Annotated in this window: 19 protein-coding genes; 12 read left to right on the forward strand and 7 right to left on the reverse strand. The window is 42.0% G+C overall.

The features are described 5' to 3' along the window. Positions 1–27 precede the first annotated feature (27 nt). Together ybbP and ybbA are read right to left on the reverse strand one after the other, a co-directional pair. Positions 28–2,475 (reverse strand): putative ABC transporter permease subunit YbbP, encoded by a 2,448-nt coding sequence (ybbP, locus tag PSF28_RS17835; RefSeq protein ID WP_210837624.1) that lies wholly within the window; start codon positions 2,473–2,475, stop codon positions 28–30. Beyond that, positions 2,472–3,158, reverse strand: a complete 687-nt coding sequence (gene ybbA, locus PSF28_RS17840; RefSeq protein WP_272685421.1) for a putative ABC transporter ATP-binding protein YbbA — start codon at positions 3,156–3,158, stop codon at positions 2,472–2,474. The genes ybbP and ybbA overlap by 4 nt, the downstream gene beginning before the upstream one ends. Between ybbA and tesA the strand changes: the two genes are divergently transcribed. From tesA to PSF28_RS17865, 5 genes are all read left to right on the forward strand, one after another. After that, positions 3,126–3,767, forward strand: a complete 642-nt coding sequence (gene tesA / locus PSF28_RS17845; RefSeq protein ID WP_210837628.1) for a multifunctional acyl-CoA thioesterase I/protease I/lysophospholipase L1 — start codon at positions 3,126–3,128, stop codon at positions 3,765–3,767. The genes ybbA and tesA overlap by 33 nt on opposite strands. A 78-nt stretch (positions 3,768–3,845) precedes the next feature. Further along, entirely contained in the window at positions 3,846–4,649 is an 804-nt protein-coding gene (locus PSF28_RS17850; protein ID WP_210837630.1) for an SDR family oxidoreductase, read from the forward strand. Positions 4,650–4,724: 75 nt separating this feature from the next. After that, the gene (locus PSF28_RS17855) at positions 4,725–5,582 is read left to right on the forward strand and encodes a co-chaperone YbbN (RefSeq protein ID WP_210837632.1); all 858 of its coding nucleotides are present in this window, start codon (positions 4,725–4,727) and stop codon (positions 5,580–5,582) included. Positions 5,583–5,595: 13 nt separating this feature from the next. Further along, the gene (locus PSF28_RS17860; protein ID WP_109912071.1) at positions 5,596–6,540 is read left to right on the forward strand and encodes an SPFH domain-containing protein; all 945 of its coding nucleotides are present in this window, start codon (positions 5,596–5,598) and stop codon (positions 6,538–6,540) included. Next, a complete protein-coding gene (locus PSF28_RS17865; protein WP_210837634.1) occupies positions 6,537–7,016 on the forward strand; it encodes an NfeD family protein in 480 nt (159 codons plus the stop codon). The genes PSF28_RS17860 and PSF28_RS17865 overlap by 4 nt, the downstream gene beginning before the upstream one ends. Here PSF28_RS17865 and cueR read toward each other — a convergent pair. After that, positions 6,970–7,380, reverse strand: coding sequence for a Cu(I)-responsive transcriptional regulator (cueR, locus tag PSF28_RS17870; RefSeq protein WP_210837636.1), 411 nt, complete (start codon positions 7,378–7,380; stop codon positions 6,970–6,972). The genes PSF28_RS17865 and cueR overlap by 47 nt on opposite strands. 118 nt (positions 7,381–7,498) lie before the next feature. On the opposite strand from cueR, the gene copA reads away from it, so the two are divergent. The 5 genes from copA to PSF28_RS17895 all read left to right on the forward strand — a co-directional run bounded on the left by copA (position 7,499) and on the right by PSF28_RS17895 (position 12,961). Next, entirely contained in the window at positions 7,499–10,432 is a 2,934-nt protein-coding gene (copA, locus tag PSF28_RS17875; RefSeq protein ID WP_272685422.1) for a copper-exporting P-type ATPase CopA, read from the forward strand. Positions 10,433–10,624: 192 nt separating this feature from the next. Next, a complete protein-coding gene (locus tag PSF28_RS17880) occupies positions 10,625–11,206 on the forward strand; it encodes an HdeD family acid-resistance protein (protein ID WP_004913580.1) in 582 nt (193 codons plus the stop codon). A gap of 155 nt (positions 11,207–11,361) precedes the next feature. Further along, positions 11,362–12,165, forward strand: coding sequence for a TraB/GumN family protein (locus tag PSF28_RS17885; RefSeq protein ID WP_210837640.1), 804 nt, complete (start codon positions 11,362–11,364; stop codon positions 12,163–12,165). Positions 12,166–12,186: 21 nt separating this feature from the next. Beyond that, entirely contained in the window at positions 12,187–12,660 is a 474-nt protein-coding gene (gene ybaK, locus PSF28_RS17890; RefSeq protein WP_210837642.1) for a Cys-tRNA(Pro)/Cys-tRNA(Cys) deacylase YbaK, read from the forward strand. Next, positions 12,632–12,961, forward strand: coding sequence for a hypothetical protein (locus tag PSF28_RS17895; RefSeq protein WP_210837644.1), 330 nt, complete (start codon positions 12,632–12,634; stop codon positions 12,959–12,961). Before ybaK ends, PSF28_RS17895 begins: the two co-directional genes overlap by 29 nt. A 60-nt stretch (positions 12,962–13,021) precedes the next feature. Here PSF28_RS17895 and ushA read toward each other — a convergent pair whose 3' ends face one another. Further along, positions 13,022–14,686, reverse strand: coding sequence for a bifunctional UDP-sugar hydrolase/5'-nucleotidase UshA (gene ushA, locus PSF28_RS17900; RefSeq protein WP_210837646.1), 1,665 nt, complete (start codon positions 14,684–14,686; stop codon positions 13,022–13,024). Positions 14,687–14,944: 258 nt separating this feature from the next. Here ushA and PSF28_RS17905 point away from each other — a divergent pair, with 258 nt between their 5' ends. Next, on the forward strand, positions 14,945–16,168 hold the full coding sequence (locus PSF28_RS17905; RefSeq protein ID WP_210837648.1) for an MFS transporter: 1,224 nt from the start codon (positions 14,945–14,947) through the stop codon (positions 16,166–16,168). 286 nt (positions 16,169–16,454) lie between these two features. Next, positions 16,455–18,206: a YbaL family putative K(+) efflux transporter gene (gene ybaL, locus PSF28_RS17910; RefSeq protein ID WP_004913598.1), complete on the forward strand. Its 1,752-nt coding sequence runs from the start codon at positions 16,455–16,457 to the stop codon at positions 18,204–18,206. Between the two features lie 235 nt (positions 18,207–18,441). Here the strand turns inward: ybaL and PSF28_RS17915 are convergent, their stop codons facing one another. The 3 genes from PSF28_RS17915 to PSF28_RS17925 all read right to left on the reverse strand — a co-directional run bounded on the left by PSF28_RS17915 (position 18,442) and on the right by PSF28_RS17925 (position 20,638). Further along, positions 18,442–19,317 carry a hypothetical protein gene (locus tag PSF28_RS17915; RefSeq protein WP_272685423.1) on the reverse strand — a complete coding sequence of 292 codons (876 nt, stop codon included), beginning with the start codon at positions 19,315–19,317 and terminating at the stop codon, positions 18,442–18,444. 125 nt (positions 19,318–19,442) lie between these two features. Further along, positions 19,443–19,964, reverse strand: a complete 522-nt coding sequence (locus PSF28_RS17920) for a hypothetical protein (protein ID WP_272685424.1) — start codon at positions 19,962–19,964, stop codon at positions 19,443–19,445. Positions 19,965–20,290: 326 nt separating this feature from the next. Beyond that, complete coding sequence (locus PSF28_RS17925; RefSeq protein WP_210837654.1) at positions 20,291–20,638, reverse strand: DUF1937 family protein; 348 nt, start codon at positions 20,636–20,638, stop codon at positions 20,291–20,293. Positions 20,639–20,659: the final 21 nt, after the last annotated feature.

Genomic DNA, 20,659 nt, shown 5'->3' on the forward strand with positions numbered 1-20,659 from the left:
CGCTGCAACTCGAAGTATGACGAGTATTTAACTATTAGGTAAACGACGATGCTGATTACCCGTCCCTAATAAACGCAGTCCTAACCACCCACCGCAAATAGACAATAAAATTGCCGCGCACAAAGGCAATAATACCCACATACGCCATTCAGGTTGCCATGGGAAATCAAACACTTTACTTTGTAACAGCCATAATGCAATTTCTGCTCCAAAAGCTGCGGCAAGCCCGGCCATTAAGCCAAGTAATGCAAATTCGCTCCATAGCGTTCTACGCATTAACTTTTTACTGGCGCCTAGCGTTCTATATACTACGAGCTCTCGCTCTCGTTGGCTCATACCCACTTGAATTTGAGCCAATAATAGCAATAACCCACAGAAAATAACCAGTACCACCATCACTTCAAGGGCTTGGCTAACCTGCTGAAGAATTTGCTGGATTTGGGTAATAATTGCACCAGTGTCGAGCACATTAATTGTCGGGTAATGGCGGCTAAGTTGCGTCAATAACTGCCCATCGCCTTCATAGTGGAAGCTGCTCAACCAAGTGGCCGGCATTTGAGAAAGACTTTCTTCAGAGAAAATAAAATAGAAGTTCGGTCGCAGGCTCTCCCAATCAACCGTACGAATACTACTGACTGTTGCACTAAAGACCTGAGCCCCTGCGTTAAATGTTAGTTTATCGCCTAATTTCAATCCGAGCTCTTTAACGACCGTTTGTTCAATCGAAACTTCTCCCGCTTTCGGTGGCCATGTCCCTTCGTCAACCACATTAGCTGGCGCTAAATCAGATTGCCAAGTTAAACTCAATTCACGTCGCACCGTATTATTATTTGGATCACGTTGATCTGCCCATTCAACCGCTGACTGGTCATTAATATCGGTTAAGCGCGCTAACACCACAGGGTTGAACTCTGTTGGTTTGACGTCAAACTCAGCCAAGAGCTTGGTAACAGGCTCAAGCTGTGACTGGTTCATATTAATCAAGAAATAGTTCGGGCTATCTGCGGGTAATTGCTGCTGCCAGCGGTCAAGTAAATCACCACGCACTAAAATTAGCAGCGCCAACAACATAAATGACAGCGAAAATGCACTCATTTGTGTGATGGTCTGTAACGGCTGGCGCAATAGGCGACTAACGGATAAACGCAAACTTAATTGGCGGAACTTAATATGGCGTAGCCCCCATAAGCCTACCCAACCAATCAGCGCAAGTAGAATGGCCACCACGACAATACCCGCCAAAATTGACCACAACAGAGGATTGACGCCAGCAAAAATAAATAACCCACCAACCACAATTAAAATAACAATTGGCAGATAATAATACAGGGGCCAAACGGGTGATTTAGCATCTTCACGCAATACCCTTGAAGGCTGGGTTGCCATCAGTTGGTAATAAGGGCGACTGCCAACAATAATAGCAATAATGAATAATGTACCGATCGCCCAAACCCAAGGCATTAAACTCGCAGGTGGCAATTCCTTCGGCAACATAGCCCCTAAGATTTGCATTAAAATGCCTTCAAAAGCCAAACCTAATAATGAGCCGAGTAAAGCCGCAGCGATTAAAATCACTAACCACTGCCCAATAATCCACTGACGTAATGCGCTACGCCCTGCTCCTAGAGTTTTTAATACTGCGATTAGTTGATGACGGCTGCGGCAATAATGCGTCATTGAAACCACGACCGCAGCAATGGCTAGCAGCAGTGTTAATAACACTGATAACAATAAAAATTGTTGAGCACGTTGAAACGTTTTCCCTACTGCGCCGTTATCTTCGCTTAATGTATACCAACGTTGATCATTTCGCAGATCTTGCTCATATTTTTGTTGAAATGCATCAATCAGCTGACGATCACCGGCAAACATGTCGCGATACGTTAATCGGCTGCCTACTTGAATAGCCCCTGTTAATGGCGCATCTTCAATCGCTATTAATACTCTTGGAGCAATCTGGAACGGGTTAAATCCGCTGTCGGGCTCTTGAATTAATTTACCCGAGACTTTTAGCGTTGCATCTCCGATATCAATGTTATCCCCTACATTGAGGTTCAATAATTCTAATAGCCGCGGAGCAACTAATATTTCCCCTTTTGTCGGGGTTAACCCAGCGGGTTCAGTGATAAGCTCGCCATATAATGGATATGCCTTATCTGCAGCTTTCACTAACACCAATTGTGGCCGAGCGTCTTCATCTTCTGTCGCATAAGCCATGGTAGAAAATGATATTTGCTGACTGAGCGCTAAGCCCTCTTTTTGGGCTTCTTGTAACCATGTAGGTTCGCTTGGATGAGAAGAACGTAAAACTAAGTCCCCCGCTAACAACTCACGGCTTTGGTAGCTCATACTATTTTCAATACGATCGCTAATTCGCCCTAAGGCCAGTACACAAGCTACTGCAAGGGTAAGTGCAAGCCAAACAATCAATAACGAGGGTGTTTTCCATTCACGCCAAAACCAACGCCAAATCATGCTTCTTCCCTCAACTGCCCATCAACCAAATGCAAGCGGCGTTGGCAACGCGCAGCTAGCTCGTTATCGTGAGTAACCAAAATCAAGGTTGTTCCATGCTCTTTGTTCATCGCAAATAATAAATCTGCAATTTTATCCCCGGTGTGGCGATCGAGGTTACCCGTTGGTTCATCAGCAAATAAAATTTGAGGGCGGCCATTAAAAGCTCGAGCAAGTGCAACGCGTTGTTGTTCCCCTCCTGACAACTGTGCTGGCATATGTTTTAAGCGATCTTTTAAGCCTAAATCAGTCAGTAAACCCGCCGCATGTTGATAACTTTCAGACTCAGATTCGCCACGTAGCAAAGAAGGAAGCTGCACATTTTCAATAGCATTTAAGGTTGGAATCAACATAAAGGATTGAAACACAAAACCGACACTTTGTGCCCGTAAATGTGCCCGTTGCTCTTCATCCATTTTAGTGAGGTCTTGACCTAATAAATTAACCGTTCCACTGGAGCCGTCATCCAACCCCGCGATAATCCCTAACAAGGTTGATTTCCCCGAACCAGACTCCCCAATTAAAGCAATTGTTTGCCCGGACTCGACAATTAGCTCAACACCTTGCAATATAGTCAGTTCATGTTCACCTTGGCCAACACGTTTAATGAGATGATGAACTTCAAGAATATTATTCGCCGACATATATTGGTATTTCTCCTGTTACTGACTGCAAGTGGGCACGCACTTGCGTCAACTAAGCTATTAATCTTAGGTGATAGCCTAAGTGCAGGCTACCGTCTACCGGCTGAGCAGGCTTGGGCCTCTTTGCTTGCCGAACGTTGGCAGAAACTTTCCCCACCCGTTGCTATTATTAACGGTAGTATTAGTGGGAATACCTCTGCACAGGGGTTAGAACGACTTTCCATGTTACTCGAACAAAACAAACCTAACTGGGTATTGATCGAGTTAGGTGCAAATGACGGCTTACAAGGTCTCCCAGTAGAACAACTTGAAGCTAATTTACAACAGATTATTAAGCAAATCGTGCAATCCGGTGCGAAACCGCTCTTAATGCAAATTCGTATTCCACCTAACTATGGAAAACGTTATACGACAAGTTTCGAAAAAGTCTATCCGAAATTGGCGCAAAGTAATCAAATTCCATTACTGCCATTTTATATGGAAACTGTGATAACTAAGCCTGAATGGATACAACAAGACGGTATTCACCCGACGGTTGAAGCCCAGCCATCCATTGCTGATTTTATGGAAAAACAGCTTTCTGAACATATTTTACCGTCTAATAAATAAAACAGACGTTAAACAAGAGAATTAAAACGCTCTTTTATACCCGAAATAGATTCAGTTGCATGAAACCAAGGTAAAGTTATGCAAACATCAGCACGAAACAAAAAATCAGTCCTGGTCACAGGTGCATCAAGCGGTATTGGCTTTTGTGCTGCACAAACACTTCGCCAGCGTGGCTATCATGTTATTGTTGCCTGCCGTAAAGAAAGTGATATTTTACGCCTGAAAGAACTGGGTTATGACACCGTCTCACTTGACCTCGATGATAAAAATAGCATAGAAACAGCGGCTCAAACGGTGCTAACACTCTGTAATCATCGCCTTTACGGGTTATTCAACAACGCCGGTTTTGGGGTGTATGGGCCGTTAAATAGCGTCAACCGCGAGCAACTCGAAGCGCAATTTTCCACTAATTTTTTTGGTGTTCACCAATTAACTTTTTTGCTATTACCCGCCATGAGCGCGCACCATGAAGGCCGAATTATCCAAACCAGTTCGGTAATGGGGGTGATTTCAACCCCCGGCCGTGGCGCTTATGCAGCCAGTAAATACGCACTGGAAGCATGGTCTGATGCCTTACGCCTAGAGTTGGCAGGGACGGGGGTAAAAGTGAGCTTAATTGAGCCCGGCCCTATTCATACAGCATTTACTCAAAATGTTGAACAAACTCAAAAAGATAAGCCTGTTAAAAACCCAGGTATTGCCTCACGTTTTACCTTAACACCGGAACATGTGGTAGAAAAATTGATCCATGCGTTAGAAAACCCGCGCCCAAAAGTACGCTACTCTGTCACGTTATTAACTGTCGCTGTGCGTATCTTAAAGCGTATTTTACCTGACAAAATAATGGATAAAATACTGGCAAATCAGGGAAAAAAAGCTTGAAAAAAGCAAAATCAGCCCCATTTTATTACTATCGCTCAAAAATTCTATTGATAACAAATTCAAAAGAGACTTCTTATGTTTGCTAACGCTCAGATAATTGATATTAACGAAACCAACCTACACCAAGTCATTGAACAATCAATGAACTTACCTGTCATGTTTTACTTTTGGTCACCGCGTAGCCCTCATTGCCAAGATTTCGGTACTATGTTGGAAAAAATTGCCAACGACTACGCAGGGTCATTTATTTTAGCTAAAGTTAATTGTGATGAAGAACAAATGATCGCCAGTCAGTTTGGCTTAAAAGCGATCCCTACCGTATATGTATTGCAAAATGGTCGTCCTGTTGATGGCTTTGAAGGGCCACAACCCGAAGAGGTCGTGCTGGAAATTTTATCTCGCGTGCTGCCAAGCCCAGAAGAAATGAAAGCAACACAAGCTGCTGAATTAATTGCAGAAGGTAAAGCGCAAGAAGCACTGCCATTGTTAAAAGAAGCGCATCAGCTGAACCCCAAAAATAGCGAAATCACATTATTGTTGGCAGAAACCCAAATCGGTTTAAATCTTGTTGATGACGCACAAGCTACTTTAGAAGCTGTCCCATTACAGGATAAAGACAGCCGCTACCAAGGTTTAATTGCACAAATTGAATTATTAAAACAAGCTGCGGACACCCCTGAAATTCAGCAATTGCAAGATGAATTCAATCAAGATCCGCAAAATACAACGTTAGCTGTTCAATTAGCCCTAAAACTGCATGAAGTGAACCGCAACGAAGAAGCGCTGGAAATGTTATTCGGCTTTTTACGTACCGATTTGGGTGCAGGTGACGGCGCAGTGAGAAAAACCATGATGGATATTATGTCTGCCATGGGAACTGGTGATGCCATTGCCAGTAAATACCGTCGCCAAGTATATTCATTACTTTACTAATTAAGGGTTAAATATGGACTTGTTCGCCTTTGGTGCAATACCGATTATCATTTTTGTCGCTGTCGTTATTGTTTTTACCTGTGTTAAAACAGTACCGCAAGGCTTTCAATGGACAGTTGAGCGTTTCGGCCGCTATACCCGTACGCTACAACCAGGCTTGCATATTATTGTGCCATTTATGGACAAAATTGGCCGTCGTATCAATATGATGGAACAAGTCCTTGATATCCCATCCCAAGAAGTTATTTCTCGCGATAATGCCAACGTCACTATTGATGCGGTCTGCTTTATTCAAGTCGTTGACCCAGTACGTGCGGCCTATGAAGTCAGCAACCTTGAACTTTCCGTACTAAATTTAACCATGACGAATATTCGTACCGTATTAGGTTCCATGGAACTAGACGAAATGTTGTCGCAACGTGATTCCATTAATAGCCGTTTATTACACGTGGTGGATGAGGCAACTAACCCTTGGGGTGTCAAAATTACCCGTATCGAAATTCGTGATGTGAAGCCACCAAAAGAATTAATTAGTGCGATGAATGCGCAGATGAAAGCTGAACGTACCAAACGGGCTGATATTCTTGAGGCTGAAGGTATCCGCCAAGCAGCAATTTTAAAAGCTGAAGGTGAAAAACAGTCACAAATTCTCAAAGCTGAAGGTGAACGCCAATCCGCATTTTTACAAGCCGAAGCACGCGAAAGAGCAGCAGAAGCGGAAGCAAAAGCAACACAAATGGTATCTGAAGCGATTGCCGCTGGTGATATGCAGGCGATTAACTACTTTGTGGCGCAAAAATACACCGATGCACTGACCAGTATTGGTTCTGCCGAAAACAGCAAAGTCATCATGATGCCATTAGAAGCCAGTAACTTAATGGGCGCAATTGGTGGAATTACTGAGCTAATCGGTGAAAGCAAGAAAACCGGTGCCATAAAAAAACAGGTAAAAGAATGATAGAGCTTATCAGTGCTCAACCCGCATGGTTTTGGCTGTGTCTTGGTGGGCTATTGCTGATTGGTGAACTTCTTGGTACCGCAGGCTATCTTTTATGGTCGGGTATTGCTGCGGTGCTTGTTGGGGTTATCGTTTGGGCTCTGCCATTCATCAGTTGGGAGTGGCAAGGGATCTTGTTTGCCATTTTTACCGTTGTCTCTGCTGTGTTATGGCGCAACTGGTTGAGGAACAAGCAAAAAAATAAGGCAGATAACGTCAATCAAATCAGTCATCAACTGATTGGTGTGAAAGGCCGTTTGTTGTCAGATACCGAAGAAGGCTTTAGCCGAGTACGCCTTGCAGATGGTAGTTGGCGCGTGTATAGCGACACGCCATTAAGCGCCAACACAGAAGTGGTGGTCATCGCAGTAGACGGTATCACCTTGCAGGTTAAACCTTCTCATGATGACAACACCCACGTGCCAAGTGGTCAATAATCGGGCAATCTGCGCCATCATCCCCAGGGCATACGTCCACGAGCTCTTGTAATGTATCTCGAATGGCAGACAATTTAACGATTGTCTGCTCTATTTCATTTATCTTGGCTATCGTTGTCGTTTTTACATCAGCACTATGTCGGGTTGGGTTGCGAAATAAACCTAATAATTCGCCACATTCATCCAAGGTAAAACCCACATCTTTTGCCTGTTTGAGCAACACGAGTTCGTTTAAATGACGTTCCCGATAATAGCGGTAGCTGTTCTCCCCTCTTTCAGGTGGCGTAATTAAACCTTTATCCTCATAAAAACGGATTGCTTTTGCAGTTAGGCCCGTTTTTTTGGCAATTTCACTAATATTCATAATTCCTCTTGACCTTAACCTTGCTGGAAGGTGTAACCTTTACATATTGTCGAATTATAGACCTAATTGTAGATAAAGTTATAGACCCAATACATCAAACGGGTTTGGAGGCTGCAAAATGAGTAACATGATTATTTTAAAATTACAGGGACTAAGCTGCATGCACTGTGTCGGTTCAGTCACTAAAGCGCTCGAAGGACGTGGTGATGTCACTAACTTAAAAGTGAGTATCGATTATGCCGTGATGGAAAGTGATACCAATGTGGCTGATTTAATTAAAACCATCGTTGATGCAGGCTATGAAGCTGAAGTGGCTACAGCTCCTGATGTCGAGTTACAGCTTTCAGGCCTCAATTGTATGAAATGTGCGGGTAAAACACAAAAAGCACTCGAAGAGGTTGATGGCGTTGCCGCTGCCGTTGTCGATACCACCAGCGCCAAAGTGTACGGTTCTGCTGATGCACAAACGTTAATCGCCGCTGTTCAACAAGCGGGTTACAACGCAGAACTCGCCCAAACAAAAGCGATCTCTTTATCCCTTTCGGGTCTAAGTTGCATGAAATGTGCCGTTAAAACACAGCAAGCGCTAGAAGCAGTTGATGGTGTTCAAAGTGCAACTGTCGATACCCAAACCGCTGTTGTCCAAGGTACGGCATCCGCAGAATCCCTAATTGCTGCGGTTCAAGCGGCTGGCTACCAAGCAACTGTGGGTGAATCTCACCCAAAAACTGAGCCGCTGAGTACTACAACTGAACAGCCGGAAGCTGATTCAGCGGCAATCTGTGAGATCCCGGCACAAGAGTCTGATTTAGGTGAACAACCTGAAATTAGCCCAATAGATGACAGTGTACAGTTACTGCTTGATGGCATGACCTGTGCCAGTTGTGTCAACAAAGCCCAAAAAGCCTTAAATAGCGTACCAGGCGTTGAAAATGCACGTGTCAACTTAGCTGAGCGCAGTGCTTTAGTCACCGGAACTGCTGAGCCGAATGATTTAATCGCCGCGGTTGTTAAAGCAGGTTATGGCGCGGAAATCATTCAAGATGAAGCTAAACGCCGAGAGCGCCAACAGGAGGTCGCGCAAGCCAATATGCGCCGCTTCCGCTGGCAATCAGCATTAGCACTTGCCCTTGGTATCCCTGTGATGGTGTGGGGGATGATGGGCGATAACATGGTGCTGACTGAGCAAAACCATACCATTTGGCTCACCATTGGTGTATTAACCCTTGCGGTCATGGTATTTGCAGGTGGGCACTTTTATCGAAATGCATGGCAAAGCCTAAAAAATGGCAGTGCGACCATGGACACCTTAGTCGCGCTAGGAACAGGGGCGGCTTGGCTCTATTCTATTGTAGTCAATATTTGGCCTGAATGGTTCCCAGACCAAGCCAGACACCTTTATTATGAAGCCAGTGCCATGATCATCGGTCTTATTAACCTAGGTCATGCCTTAGAACAACGAGCTCGCCAACGCTCATCCAAAGCCCTTGAACGCTTGCTAGACCTGACGCCGCCAACGGCCCGTGTTGTCACAGAACAAGGCGAAGTGGATATGCCGCTGGAGCAAGTCAAAAAAGGAATGATTTTACGCTTAGCAACGGGTGACCGTGTCCCTGTTGATGGTGAAATTATCGAAGGCGAGGTTTGGTTAGACGAAGCCATGCTAACAGGTGAGCCGATCCCGCAGCAAAAAAGTAAAGGGGATCAAGTTCATGCGGGAACTGTGGTACAAGATGGTACAGTGCTATTTCGTGCCGCTGCTGTTGGCAGCCAAACGACTTTAGCGCGCATTATTCACCTTGTTCGCCAAGCACAAAGTAGTAAGCCACAAATTGGCCAACTTGCTGACCGTATTTCTGCCGTATTTGTACCGGTCGTTGTGGCTATTGCCTTAATTTCAGGTGCTATTTGGTACTTTGCTGGGCCTGCACCACAAATTACTTACGCACTCGTTATTACCACAACGGTATTAATCATTGCGTGTCCTTGTGCGCTAGGCCTTGCAACGCCAATGTCGATTATTTCTGGCGTGGGCCGAGCGGCTGAGTTTGGCGTATTAGTGCGCGATGCAGATGCATTACAGCAAGCAAGTGAGTTAGATACCATTGTCTTTGATAAAACAGGTACATTGACTGAAGGCATGCCACAAGTTACTGATATTCATGTATTTAATGGGTTCGAACAAGACACCGCCTTACAGTTTGCCGCTTCATTAGAAAATGGTTCTAATCATCCACTGGCTCGCGCTGTTTTAAATCGCGCAAAAGGCTTAACACTGCCTGCTAATGAGCAGTTTAGAACCTTAGCAGGGTTAGGTATTAGCGCAATAATTGATGGGAAAACTATTTTATTAGGTAACCAAAAACTGTTATCACAAAATAATATTGATACCCGTGATATTGAAGAAATCTTACACCAACAAGCCACTCAAGGTGTCACTCCCGTCTTACTGGCTGTTGATGGTAAAGTTGCCGCGCTGTTATCTATCCGTGACCCATTACGTGAAGACAGCATAAGTGCGCTGGCGCGGTTGCACAAACAAGGTTTCCGTTTAGTCATGTTAACCGGGGATAACCCAGTAACAGCTAACGCGATAGCCAAAGAAGCGGGTATTGATGAAGTGATTGCAGGCGTTATGCCAGACGGTAAATCCGCCGCAATTGAAGCCTTGCAAGCCAAAGGGCACAAAGTTGCAATGGTGGGTGATGGCATCAATGATGCCCCTGCTCTAGCCCGAGCTGACGTTGGTATTGCGATGGGTGGCGGCAGTGATATCGCGATTGAAACTGCATCCATTACCCTAATGCGCCAAAGCTTACATGGTGTTGCCGATGCGGTGTCTATTTCAAAAGGAACACTGCGTAATATGAAGCAAAACCTATTTGGTGCCTTTATTTATAATACGTTAGGTATCCCGATTGCCGCTGGTATTTTGTACCCAATAACGGGAACATTACTAAACCCTGTCGTTGCAGGTGCAGCAATGGCATTATCATCGATTACAGTAGTCAGTAACGCAAACCGTTTACTACGCTTTAAACCTGAAAAATAATAGCTTAAAGTGGGAGGAACTGATGTTCTTCCCACTTTTTAATGATTGATATTGTTCATCTCTAAACCTTCTCTCTACAACACTTCATTTTCCTACTAATACTAAGTAAAAATTGTATTATCTTATATGTCATTAATATCAAGCTAAGTCTATACTAGTAAATAGTTAGTTATTTCATATTTGGAGAGCAAAATGCTTAATATTGATCGTGAAAAACTTGCCAAACTTGCGGGTGAAGAGTTTAAAAAACAACGTACATTTTTGGTGATATTATCCATTTTATTATTAGCGGGCGGAATTTTTTGTATCATCAACCCAATGATATCAGGTATCGCTGTCAGTACCGTACTGGGTGTGCTCCTGATTATTGGTGGTGTTGGCGCGATTGTAAGCATTCTAAGTACCGTGATCTATACCGGTTGGTCTCGGCTATTTGGTTTTATCATTGGTCTTATTTATATTATTGTCGGCTACTCTTTCATTAAAGACCCGTTGCAGAGCCTGGTCGCGTTGGCTATTTTAGTGGCGGCTTTATTTATCATCGGTGGGGTTATTCGGTTATATGTCGGCTTCCAACAGATTAGCTCAGCCGGCGGCTGGTTACAAATCATCATCGGGCTGTTAGATTTCTTCATTGCTTATTTACTCATCGGTAATGGCCCAATTACATCAATTACTTTACTGACAACCCTAATTGGCATCGAAATGGTGTTTAGTTCCTTTAGCTTATTCACGTTACTCAGTGTATTTAAAGGTATTAGTAAAAATAATTAACCCCATGTGCCCCTTAATAGGGGCATTTTTCTATTTTACTTCGCCTCCACGAAGACACCAATCGGCTAAAAAATGCGTAATCAACGATGAGCATTCGCAAATTACAGTAAGATTGTTTACCCTAATAAAATGAGAAATAACGCAGGGACGAAATCGTGGGTAACTTGTTTGAAAATTTAAAGAATTGGCTTCATACAGAAACAGCTCCGGTTTACCCTTACCCTGCTGTTGATATCCGGCTATCAAAAAAGCTGAAATTGCACATTGTGGGTAGCATTCACATGGGAACAGAAACGATGTTTCCTTTGTCTGCCACATTATTAGACAAACTTAATCTCGCAGATGCCTTGATTGTTGAGGCGGATATCACTGAAACTCACTCTCCATTTCCTAATGATGATATCACTGAGTTTCTCCCTGTCGAGCAACGGCTAACTCGTGATGAATATCATCTTTTTCAACAATATTGTTTAGAGCTCCGCCAATCCCCCGAACGCTTTGATACCTTACCCTCATGGCAAATTGCCCTGATTTTGCAAGCAACCCAAGCCCAAGAACTCGGGCTAAGAGGTCACTACGGCATTGACTACCAACTTATCCGTAATGCGCAATCACAACTCAAACCAATTATTGAACTAGAAGGCACCGCCTCCCAAGTTGAATTGCTGCTTTCTTTGCCTAATAATGGGTTAGCGTTATTACAAGACTCGCTGAACCACTGGCGTGCAAACGCGCGCTCGCTACAAACGATGATAGGCTGGTGGTTAGACTACCAACCCAATAATCGTACCGCTTTACCCAATACCTTTAGCGAAGACATTTATCAGGTATTGATGAAGCAACGAAATGCGAACTGGAACGAGCAGCTTAGATCACTCCCTGATGGTAACTATGTGGTCGCCGTTGGTGCGTTACACCTGTTTGGTGAAAATAGTCTGGTAGAATATTTGCGAAACTAAGTTATAAATAGAAGGCTCAAAATGACCCCAGCCGTAAAATTACTCGAAAAACAAAAAATTTCCTTCACATTACACCCCTACGATCACGACCCAAATGAAAGTAACTTTGGTGATGAAGCAGTACGAAAACTTGGGTTAGATGCCAAGCAAGTGTTTAAAACCTTATTAGTCGCACTCAATGGCGATCAAAAAACGTTAGCCGTAGCCGTAACACCTGTTTCAGGGCAATTAGATTTAAAACAGGTTGCCAAAGTGTTTAAAGTCAAAAAAGTTGAAATGGCGGACCCACAAATCGCTCAAAAAACAACGGGATATTTGCTTGGGGGTATTAGCCCATTAGGCCAAAAAAAGCGCTTACCAACAGTCATTGATGACCAAGCTCAGCAATATGCCAGTATGTTCATTTCAGGTGGAAAACGTGGTTTAGATATTGAACTTGCTCCTAACGATCTCGCCAAAGTACTGAATGCAACCTTCGCTGAAATACGTAAATGATATTAAACCCGTGACAGTCGCAGCGACGATTGAATGGTTATCGGCTCAAGAAGGTGGTAGGCAACAGCCGCCAGCAATCGGGCCTTATTATGCTGTTGCTCGTTTCAGCCTCAAACCCGATGAATCTTGGAGTGTGATATTCCAGCTAGCGTTTCATTTACGCAATAGCCATAATCGACAAATAAGCCGAGGAACTGTGCGTTTTCTTGTTGAACATGCGCCTCATGAATATTTATTAAATTATCATTCATTTGATATTTATGAAGGCCCTCATTTAGTCGCTCATGCTTTTTTGCTCTAAATAATGACGATAAAAAGCCCCACCGCAAGCGGTGAGGCTTTCAAAGTAATAATGATTTAATTATTTATTGTTATAAATAATCTCACCTTTTGGCTCATAATCTGCCGCTTTCAGCGGGGAATGTTTTTCAATATACCCTTTGAGCACTTCAGCATCGACAAAACCGGTATTAACGTAGTTAGGGTGGTTGTCAATTTTCGGGTAACCGTCACCACCAATCGCATTGAAATTCAACGTTGCCATACGATACGTTTTAGCCGGGTCAACAGGCTTACCATCAATTTTGACATCACTAATCGTGCCATCTTTATTCAGCGTTAAGTTCACGTTGTAGAACTGGCCATACGCACCTGCATCCGGTTTCATATTCGCCACTGCGGTCAGGTATGGGAGAACTTCATCCCCTTTGAAATCAACATAAACTAACTCATTAGCAAACGGTTGAACCTTGAGCACATCTTTATAAGTGATATCGCCACTTTCGATAGAGTCACGAACACCACCGCCGCTCATAATTGCAAAATCAGCCCCAGCACGTTCTTTTTGTGCGGCTAACAGAAGATGCCCCATATTTGTTTGCACAAAACGCACTTTACTGCGATCACCTTCAAGTTTACCTTCAACTGAGCCCACTTTAACACTCAATTGCTTGTCACCTTTTTCTTGATAAGGTGTCAATAATTTCATCATGTCAGGGTTATGAGCAATTTCTTGCGTATAATAAACACGCTCGCTAGTCCCATCTTCTTTTGTCACTTTTTTCTTCAAGTTAATTGGGATTAACTGGTAGTGTTTCAGCGTAAACTTGCCGTTTTTAAATTCAAAATCTGCACGACCAACATATTTACCCCATTCATGGGCTTGCACAATCCAAGTTCCATTTTGGTTATCTGGCGCACACGGTGTACCTGGTACATAGTCTTCTTGTTTGTAGTTTTTCTTTTCTTGAGACATACAAACAGGGTCTTGTGAGTGACCACCCACTATCATATCTAAATAGCCAGCCGGTAAGCTGCGCGCCATTTCTACATCGCCCGGAGCATTCGAACCATGATTACCATCATCATAGTGCCCCATATGAGTTGCTGCGATGATAATGTCTGGTTTTTCTGTTGCACGAAGCTCTTCAACCACTTTTTTGGCTTCGTCCGCAGGCACACGGAATTCGACATCAGGGAAATTGGCAGGGTTACCGATACGCACTGTATCGTCGGTTGTCAGCCCCATAACCGCAATTTTCACACCTTGTTTATCAAAGATTTGGTAAGGTTTGAAAAGGCGTTTACCTGTGCTGCTTTGATAAATATTGGCAGATAAGAACGGAAAAGTTGCCCATTTTTCTTGCTGACGCAAAGTCTCAAGTGGGTTATCAAACTCATGGTTCCCTAATGCCATTGCATCGTAACCGACTAAGTTCATTCCTTTAAAATCGGGTTCTGCATCTTGTAAATCAGACTCTGGTACACCGGTATTAATATCACCACCAGAGAGCAGTAAAACACTGCCGCCTTGTTTAGCGACTTCGTCACGAATTTCATCAACTACCGTTTTTTGCGCCGCTAAACCATATTCGCCATGGTCGTTATGCCAGAAGTGGCCGTGATGGTCATTGGTATGCAAAATGGTAATATTGTATGTTTTGTCTTTTTCCCACGCATTTGCCATAGTTGCGGGTATTAACGCTAACGATACCGTTAATGCGCATGCCTTAAATGCAAACTTCATACATTTCTCCCTGCTGGTATAGGAATTTTTATACAGTCATATTAGATTATAGTTTGTCACTACCTGCTGTCTTATAGCATAAAAATATGAGCAGGATTTGATACCTATTGCAGAATAAGAAATTCGTTTCATAAAAATGAGATCACCATCAAATAATTTACGAACACTAGTTATTCACGTGATTTATTTATTCATTTAAATAAATTGTATTTCAGTTATATTGATAACAATTATGTAACACAGAAAGTTGATAATGACATGAGTGAACAAACCACAACACCCAACAACCCAAGCCCGTCAAAGCCATTAAATAAAACAGGGAAAACGGTCTTTAGTATCCTAACGGCGATCAGTGTCTCTCATTTACTTAATGACATGATCCAGTCACTAATCTTAGCGATTTATCCTTTATTACAATCTGATTTTTCACTGAGTTTTGCCCAAATCGGGATGATAACCCTTACTTATCAGATTACCGCATCATTGTTACAACCAATTATTGGCTACTATACAGACAAACATCCACAACCTTATTCCTTGCCAATAGGAATGAGCTTCACGCTAACGGGGCTAATCTTGTTAGCGATGGCAGAAACCTTCCCGACCATATTACTTGCAGCCGCATTGGTTGGAACCGGTTCGTCTGTCTTCCATCCTGAATCCTCTCGTGTGGCACGTATGGCTTCAGGCGGTCGTCATGGTCTGGCGCAATCTTTTTTCCAAGTCGGTGGTAACTTAGGCGCCTCCCTTGGGCCACTACTTGCAGCGCTGATTATTGAACCATACGGAAAAGGCAACATTGGTTGGTTCTCGCTTGCAGCCCTGCTTGCGATTGTTATTTTGTTGCAAGTCAGCAACTGGTACAAACAACAACACCGCGCTGCAAGTAAGAAACCAATTAATGCAGGGAATGTTAAAGTCTTACCACGAAAGACAATTATTGGCTCTTTGGCAGTACTGTTAATTCTGATTTTTTCAAAATACTTTTATTTGGCGAGCATCAGCAGCTATTACACCTTTTATTTGATAGATAAGTTTGGTGTTTCTGTGCAAAATGCGCAAATTCATTTGTTTGTTTTCTTATTTGCTGTAGCCGCTGGTACTATGATTGGCGGGCCAATAGGTGACAAAATAGGACGTAAATACGTTATTTGGTTCTCAATCCTTGGAGTTGCACCATTTACCTTAATTTTACCCTATGCATCCCTCTATTGGACTGGGGTACTTACCGTCATCATTGGTATGATTTTAGCCTCCGCATTTTCGGCTATTTTAGTCTACGCACAAGAGCTGATCCCCGGTAAAACCGGCATGGTATCAGGGTTGTTCTTCGGATTAGCATTCGGTATGGGAGGTGTTGGTGCGGCAGTTTTAGGCCATATCGCAGACCAGACCAGTATTGAACAGGTTTATCATTATTGTGCTTTCTTACCATTACTTGGGATTTTTACAGTATTGCTACCAAATATTGGCAACAAATAGATTTATTTTCTTATTTTACCCATACTTACCTAAAAATAAGTATGGGTCTTTCCTTCCATAATCTTGATAAATTTCAGATAAAAATCTCACAAACACAAAGCTTGTAACGATTTAGCTCCTTTACCCTGCATTTTTTTTAAAAACATTTCATTTTTTTAAGGAAATTTATCTCAAAAAAAGTTAGAATATAAAAACATGCAATTTGCATTTTAAAATGAAGGCCTCATTTTAAAAGTCAACGGCATGTACCCACCTTTCTATTTTTATACTAACCAGAGGAGACTAAATGGAGCATTCAACGCCCTTAATCACAACCATTGTTGGTGGTCTCGCCCTTGCATATTTGTTAGGAATGATCGCACAGCGATTAAAAATTTCCCCTTTAGTTGGCTATCTTGCAGCCGGTGTCCTAGCAGGCCCATTTACCCCTGGGTTTGTTGCTGATGCAGCACTGGCACCTGAACTTGCTGAAATCGGTGTTATCTTACTGATGTTTGGGGTAGGCCTACATTTCTCATTAAAAGATTTACTTGCTGTTAAAGCTATCGCAATTCCCGGAGCTATTGCTCAAATCGCAGTAGCAACCTTACTGGGTCTTGGCCTGTCGATGTTATTTGGCTGGGGAATATTTACAGGTGTTGTATTTGGCCTGTGTTTATCAACAGCCAGTACCGTCGTATTACTTCGTGCATTAGAAGAGCGTCAATTGATTGAAAGTCAGCGTGGGCAAATTGCGATAGGCTGGCTGATTGTTGAAGACTTAGCGATGGTCTTAACACTCGTTCTACTGCCTGCGGCGGCAGCTATTATGAATACGGATGATGCCAGCTTCAGTGAGCTCGCATTAGGCCTTGCATGGACAATTGGTAAAGTTGTTCTATTCATATTCATTATGATTGTCGTGGGTCGTAAAGTGATCCCATGGATTTTATCGCGTACCGCATCAACAGGTTCTCGTGAGCTATTCACTCTTGCTGTTCTCGCACTCGCATTAGGCATTGCCTATGCTGCTGTGGCTATTTTTGATGCTTCATTTGCCCTTGGTGCATTCTTCGCAGGGATGGTATTAAACGAGTCTGAGCTCAGCCATCGTGCCGCACAAGATACACTGCCATTACGTGATGCCTTTGCCGTACTGTTCTTTGTATCAGTTGGGATGCTGTTCGACCCAGTCGTATTAATTGAGCAGCCTCTGGGAATTTTAGCTGTTCTCGCCATTATTATTATTGGTAAATCCGCAGCTGCCTTGGTACTTGTTAGGATGTTTGGCCATTCACGGCGAACCGCGTTAACCATTTCTGTTAGTCTTGCGCAAATTGGTGAGTTTGCCTTTATCTTAGCCGGAATGGGGTTAACCCTAGGCGTCATGGATAAAGACGCGCAAAACCTGGTGTTAGCGGGTGCAATTGTCTCTATTATGCTGAATCCTGTGTTATTTAGCTTATTAGATAAGTACCTTGAGAAAACTGAAACTATCGAAGAACAACTGCTGGAGGAAACTCTGGAAGAAGAAACCCAAGTTCCTGTCGATATCTGCGGCCACGCCATCATCGTTGGTTACGGTCGAGTAGGTGGCATGCTTGCAGACAAACTGCGTAGAAGGGAAATTCCGGTTGTCGTTGTTGAAGATACCCGCTCTCGGTTTGAAGAACTTGCTGAAAATGGCTTTAGCGCAATTTTAGGTAATGGTGCCAATAGGGAAATTATTAGCCTTGCCCGTATTGAATGCGCCAAAACATTGCTCTTAACTATCCCTAATGGTTATGAAGCCGGTGAAATTGTCGCAACCGCGAAAGAAATGAACCCAGATGTCACGGTGATTGTTCGTGCCCATTATGATGATGAAGTCAGCTTTATTAAAGAACGAGGTGCAGACCATATCATTATTGGCGAACATGAAATCGCAAAATCAATGGCGACATTAATGTGCAATGATGTGGAAGAGTTCGGTTGTTCTATCGATGATATGATTGATGGTGACAATGATAAAAAAGGTGAAGGCAAAAGTTTAGATGATTATCTAAAACCCGCGCATTAACCTCTATTTCCATAAATAAAAAAGGAAGCTATTGCTTCCTTTTTTTATTTACGCTATTAGCCAGTTTCAGTCGCTTACATATTACGAGCAATATACACATGCCCCAAAACACGAGCAGAACCTGCGTTAGTACCACTTCCACCAGCAAACCGGTAAGCAATTAAAAGCTCTTCTAAATATTGAAGCAGCCAGAAATAATTAAAGCGGTAAGCTCATAAATATGAATAATAATGATTTAATAATACTGATATTCATATTTATGGGTTGTCTTAAATTCAAGCAAACCTTCTGGAGAGAATTTTGACATTTCAGCTATCAAGCAATTACCATGAATATCATTTTCTAAACATGAAGTAATGTCTAAGTAGGTATATTCTGAATTGAGTTTTTTTCCATAGAATTGAGCGACGGCCTTGCTAAAAAAACCATCATTATCATAATGGTATTCTATTTTTTTTATCGTGCTAAAACTTGTTTTATTTTTATTTTCTTCGCTATCAATTGTCGCTGCTAAATTTCCTTGTTTATTATAGTTGTACTTTATCGATGTTTTAAGCCCTTGAAAATCTTGACCACTAACTCTATCAACTCGGTTATTTTCCCAGAACACATGCTGAATATTTGTTTTTGGACTGTGTTTATTTGATATTGTCCGGATATTATTAATTTGTTTACTCTCTTCATTGGCACTGTAATAAAAATCAGTTGTAATAATTAAATTTTCAATATCATTTTTATCATAAAATGTACTGCTCATCTTTTTGGATAATAGAGTACTTTTGTCAAATGACGATTTCATCACCATTTTAGAAAAAAATGTAGATTCATTTTGTCCCATATATACAACAGAATCATAGTGGTAGCTAGTTAACTCACCATCAGAAGTATACTGGATGGACATATTTCCTTCAGCACTCCTCTTTTGCTCATCACTGTCACTTGTTGTATTAAACGTTGACTTAACAGACTTAATAGGCCCCCAAAATATTAACCCTGTTATAAGCTGACTATTTTGTCTGTTAATTTCATTTTTGTTATCAGAACAACCCGTGAAAATAAGGGAAAATGAAATAATAAGAGATAATGTTGGTAATGATAAGTTCTTATGCATTATTGGTATGTCCTTGTTTTAATAAGCGCAGAGATAAATAAAAATAGATATTTAAAAAACCATTTGTTTAATACTGATTAATTTTCACACGAGTCAGCGTTGAAGATTAAGGTGGTTATGCCCTATTATTTCAGTTCCTCAATGGAGGATTCAATTATTGGACCTGGAGCTACATAATTACAAGTTAGTACATAATATGTATTAGCTTTAAAATATTGAGTATGACTATGACTTGAATAATAACCAGCACTAGGGGGAATTAGTGTTATACAGTCGGTTTTTATTTTATAGGAACCTGGAGGAATAATTAGAACATCTCTTTGCATTTCTAGCTTTACAGGTGATCTAACACCATCAGTGGGTTCAAAGTCCCAAGCACGAGAATATAAAGGAATATCAACAACATTATTAAACATGGTCGTTTCTGGGATTGATGATTTTTCGTAAATTCTATTAAATTTTTCTTTGTTTTTTTGATACGTTAATGTATTAATTCCCTCAACAAAAGACCAGTTTCCTCCACCAGTAATCAGCACTGCATTATTCGCCGTATCATCCTTTGTATCATCATAAATATTAGCACTTGAAACACAACCATATAAAGGAAGTAAGGAACATACGAGTAGTGTTTTTCTTAAAAAATCCATTTAAGTAACCCCAGGATAGTTTGTATATTTACTTACGATAATTTACATTGGATTTTTATAGTTATCAATTAACAATTGACCACTTTTTTTAGGGGAATTAAAGAATTGGTGAGTAGAAATAAAGGTTACGTTATAGAGTTAATTAAACATAAAATTTTAAATGAATAATTTAATAGATGATATTCACTCTATCACCGCTTAAAGCGAATTTTTATTTATATATTTGTGGGTGATTATGATTACCAAAACTATTTGCCGTCCCCTAGGAACATACACAAGTATGTGCCTAGAGGAACTGAGCGAAGCCAACAACGCATCAACGTGAATTATGACGAGTGAGCGATAAACTCATCCCCAGTCCAAACTGGCAACCCTTGGTCTTTAAAAAACTGAATTTCAGCTGCAACACCACCGCTTTTTTCCCAGCCAGGTAATGTCAGCACAATTAAACCATCACACCGCTTTAGAAATTCCATATCAATAGAAGACCATGCGACTTTTTGTCCTTGAGAAGCAAGGTATTGGTTAATTGGGTGGGTCATCGTGATTTGGCTATAGGTAGCGATACCTTTAAGCGCCAGTTCTGCTGCAAATTTTGTGCATTCAGCAAAGCGCATTTCTACAACATTGCTATCGGGGTCTGAATAAGGACAAGCAATAAAATAAAGGCTCATAATCTTTCCTAGGTGCTGTTA

The organism is Providencia sp. PROV130 (assembly GCF_028482225.1).
In the GTDB taxonomy this organism is placed as follows: Bacteria; Pseudomonadota; Gammaproteobacteria; order Enterobacterales; family Enterobacteriaceae; genus Providencia; species Providencia rettgeri.

What these genes read in the sequence shown, in the direction of transcription:
- ybbP (WP_210837624.1), bottom strand. Translation starts at nt 2,475, where the DNA reads ATGATTTGGCGTTGGTTTTGGCGTGAATGGAAAACACCCTCGTTATTG.
- PSF28_RS17850 (WP_210837630.1), top strand. Translation starts at nt 3,846, where the DNA reads ATGCAAACATCAGCACGAAACAAAAAATCAGTCCTGGTCACAGGTGCA.
- tesA (WP_210837628.1), top strand. Translation starts at nt 3,126, where the DNA reads ATGATGAACTTCAAGAATATTATTCGCCGACATATATTGGTATTTCTC.
- PSF28_RS17860 (WP_109912071.1), top strand. Translation starts at nt 5,596, where the DNA reads ATGGACTTGTTCGCCTTTGGTGCAATACCGATTATCATTTTTGTCGCT.
- ybbA (WP_272685421.1), bottom strand. Translation starts at nt 3,158, where the DNA reads ATGTCGGCGAATAATATTCTTGAAGTTCATCATCTCATTAAACGTGTT.
- ybaK (WP_210837642.1), top strand. Translation starts at nt 12,187, where the DNA reads ATGACCCCAGCCGTAAAATTACTCGAAAAACAAAAAATTTCCTTCACA.
- PSF28_RS17865 (WP_210837634.1), top strand. Translation starts at nt 6,537, where the DNA reads ATGATAGAGCTTATCAGTGCTCAACCCGCATGGTTTTGGCTGTGTCTT.
- PSF28_RS17920 (WP_272685424.1), bottom strand. Translation starts at nt 19,964, where the DNA reads ATGGATTTTTTAAGAAAAACACTACTCGTATGTTCCTTACTTCCTTTA.
- cueR (WP_210837636.1), bottom strand. Translation starts at nt 7,380, where the DNA reads ATGAATATTAGTGAAATTGCCAAAAAAACGGGCCTAACTGCAAAAGCA.
- PSF28_RS17880 (WP_004913580.1), top strand. Translation starts at nt 10,625, where the DNA reads ATGCTTAATATTGATCGTGAAAAACTTGCCAAACTTGCGGGTGAAGAG.
- ushA (WP_210837646.1), bottom strand. Translation starts at nt 14,686, where the DNA reads ATGAAGTTTGCATTTAAGGCATGCGCATTAACGGTATCGTTAGCGTTA.
- copA (WP_272685422.1), top strand. Translation starts at nt 7,499, where the DNA reads ATGAGTAACATGATTATTTTAAAATTACAGGGACTAAGCTGCATGCAC.
- PSF28_RS17895 (WP_210837644.1), top strand. Translation starts at nt 12,632, where the DNA reads ATGCAACCTTCGCTGAAATACGTAAATGATATTAAACCCGTGACAGTC.
- PSF28_RS17915 (WP_272685423.1), bottom strand. Translation starts at nt 19,317, where the DNA reads ATGCATAAGAACTTATCATTACCAACATTATCTCTTATTATTTCATTT.
- PSF28_RS17855 (WP_210837632.1), top strand. Translation starts at nt 4,725, where the DNA reads ATGTTTGCTAACGCTCAGATAATTGATATTAACGAAACCAACCTACAC.
- ybaL (WP_004913598.1), top strand. Translation starts at nt 16,455, where the DNA reads ATGGAGCATTCAACGCCCTTAATCACAACCATTGTTGGTGGTCTCGCC.
- PSF28_RS17905 (WP_210837648.1), top strand. Translation starts at nt 14,945, where the DNA reads ATGAGTGAACAAACCACAACACCCAACAACCCAAGCCCGTCAAAGCCA.
- PSF28_RS17925 (WP_210837654.1), bottom strand. Translation starts at nt 20,638, where the DNA reads ATGAGCCTTTATTTTATTGCTTGTCCTTATTCAGACCCCGATAGCAAT.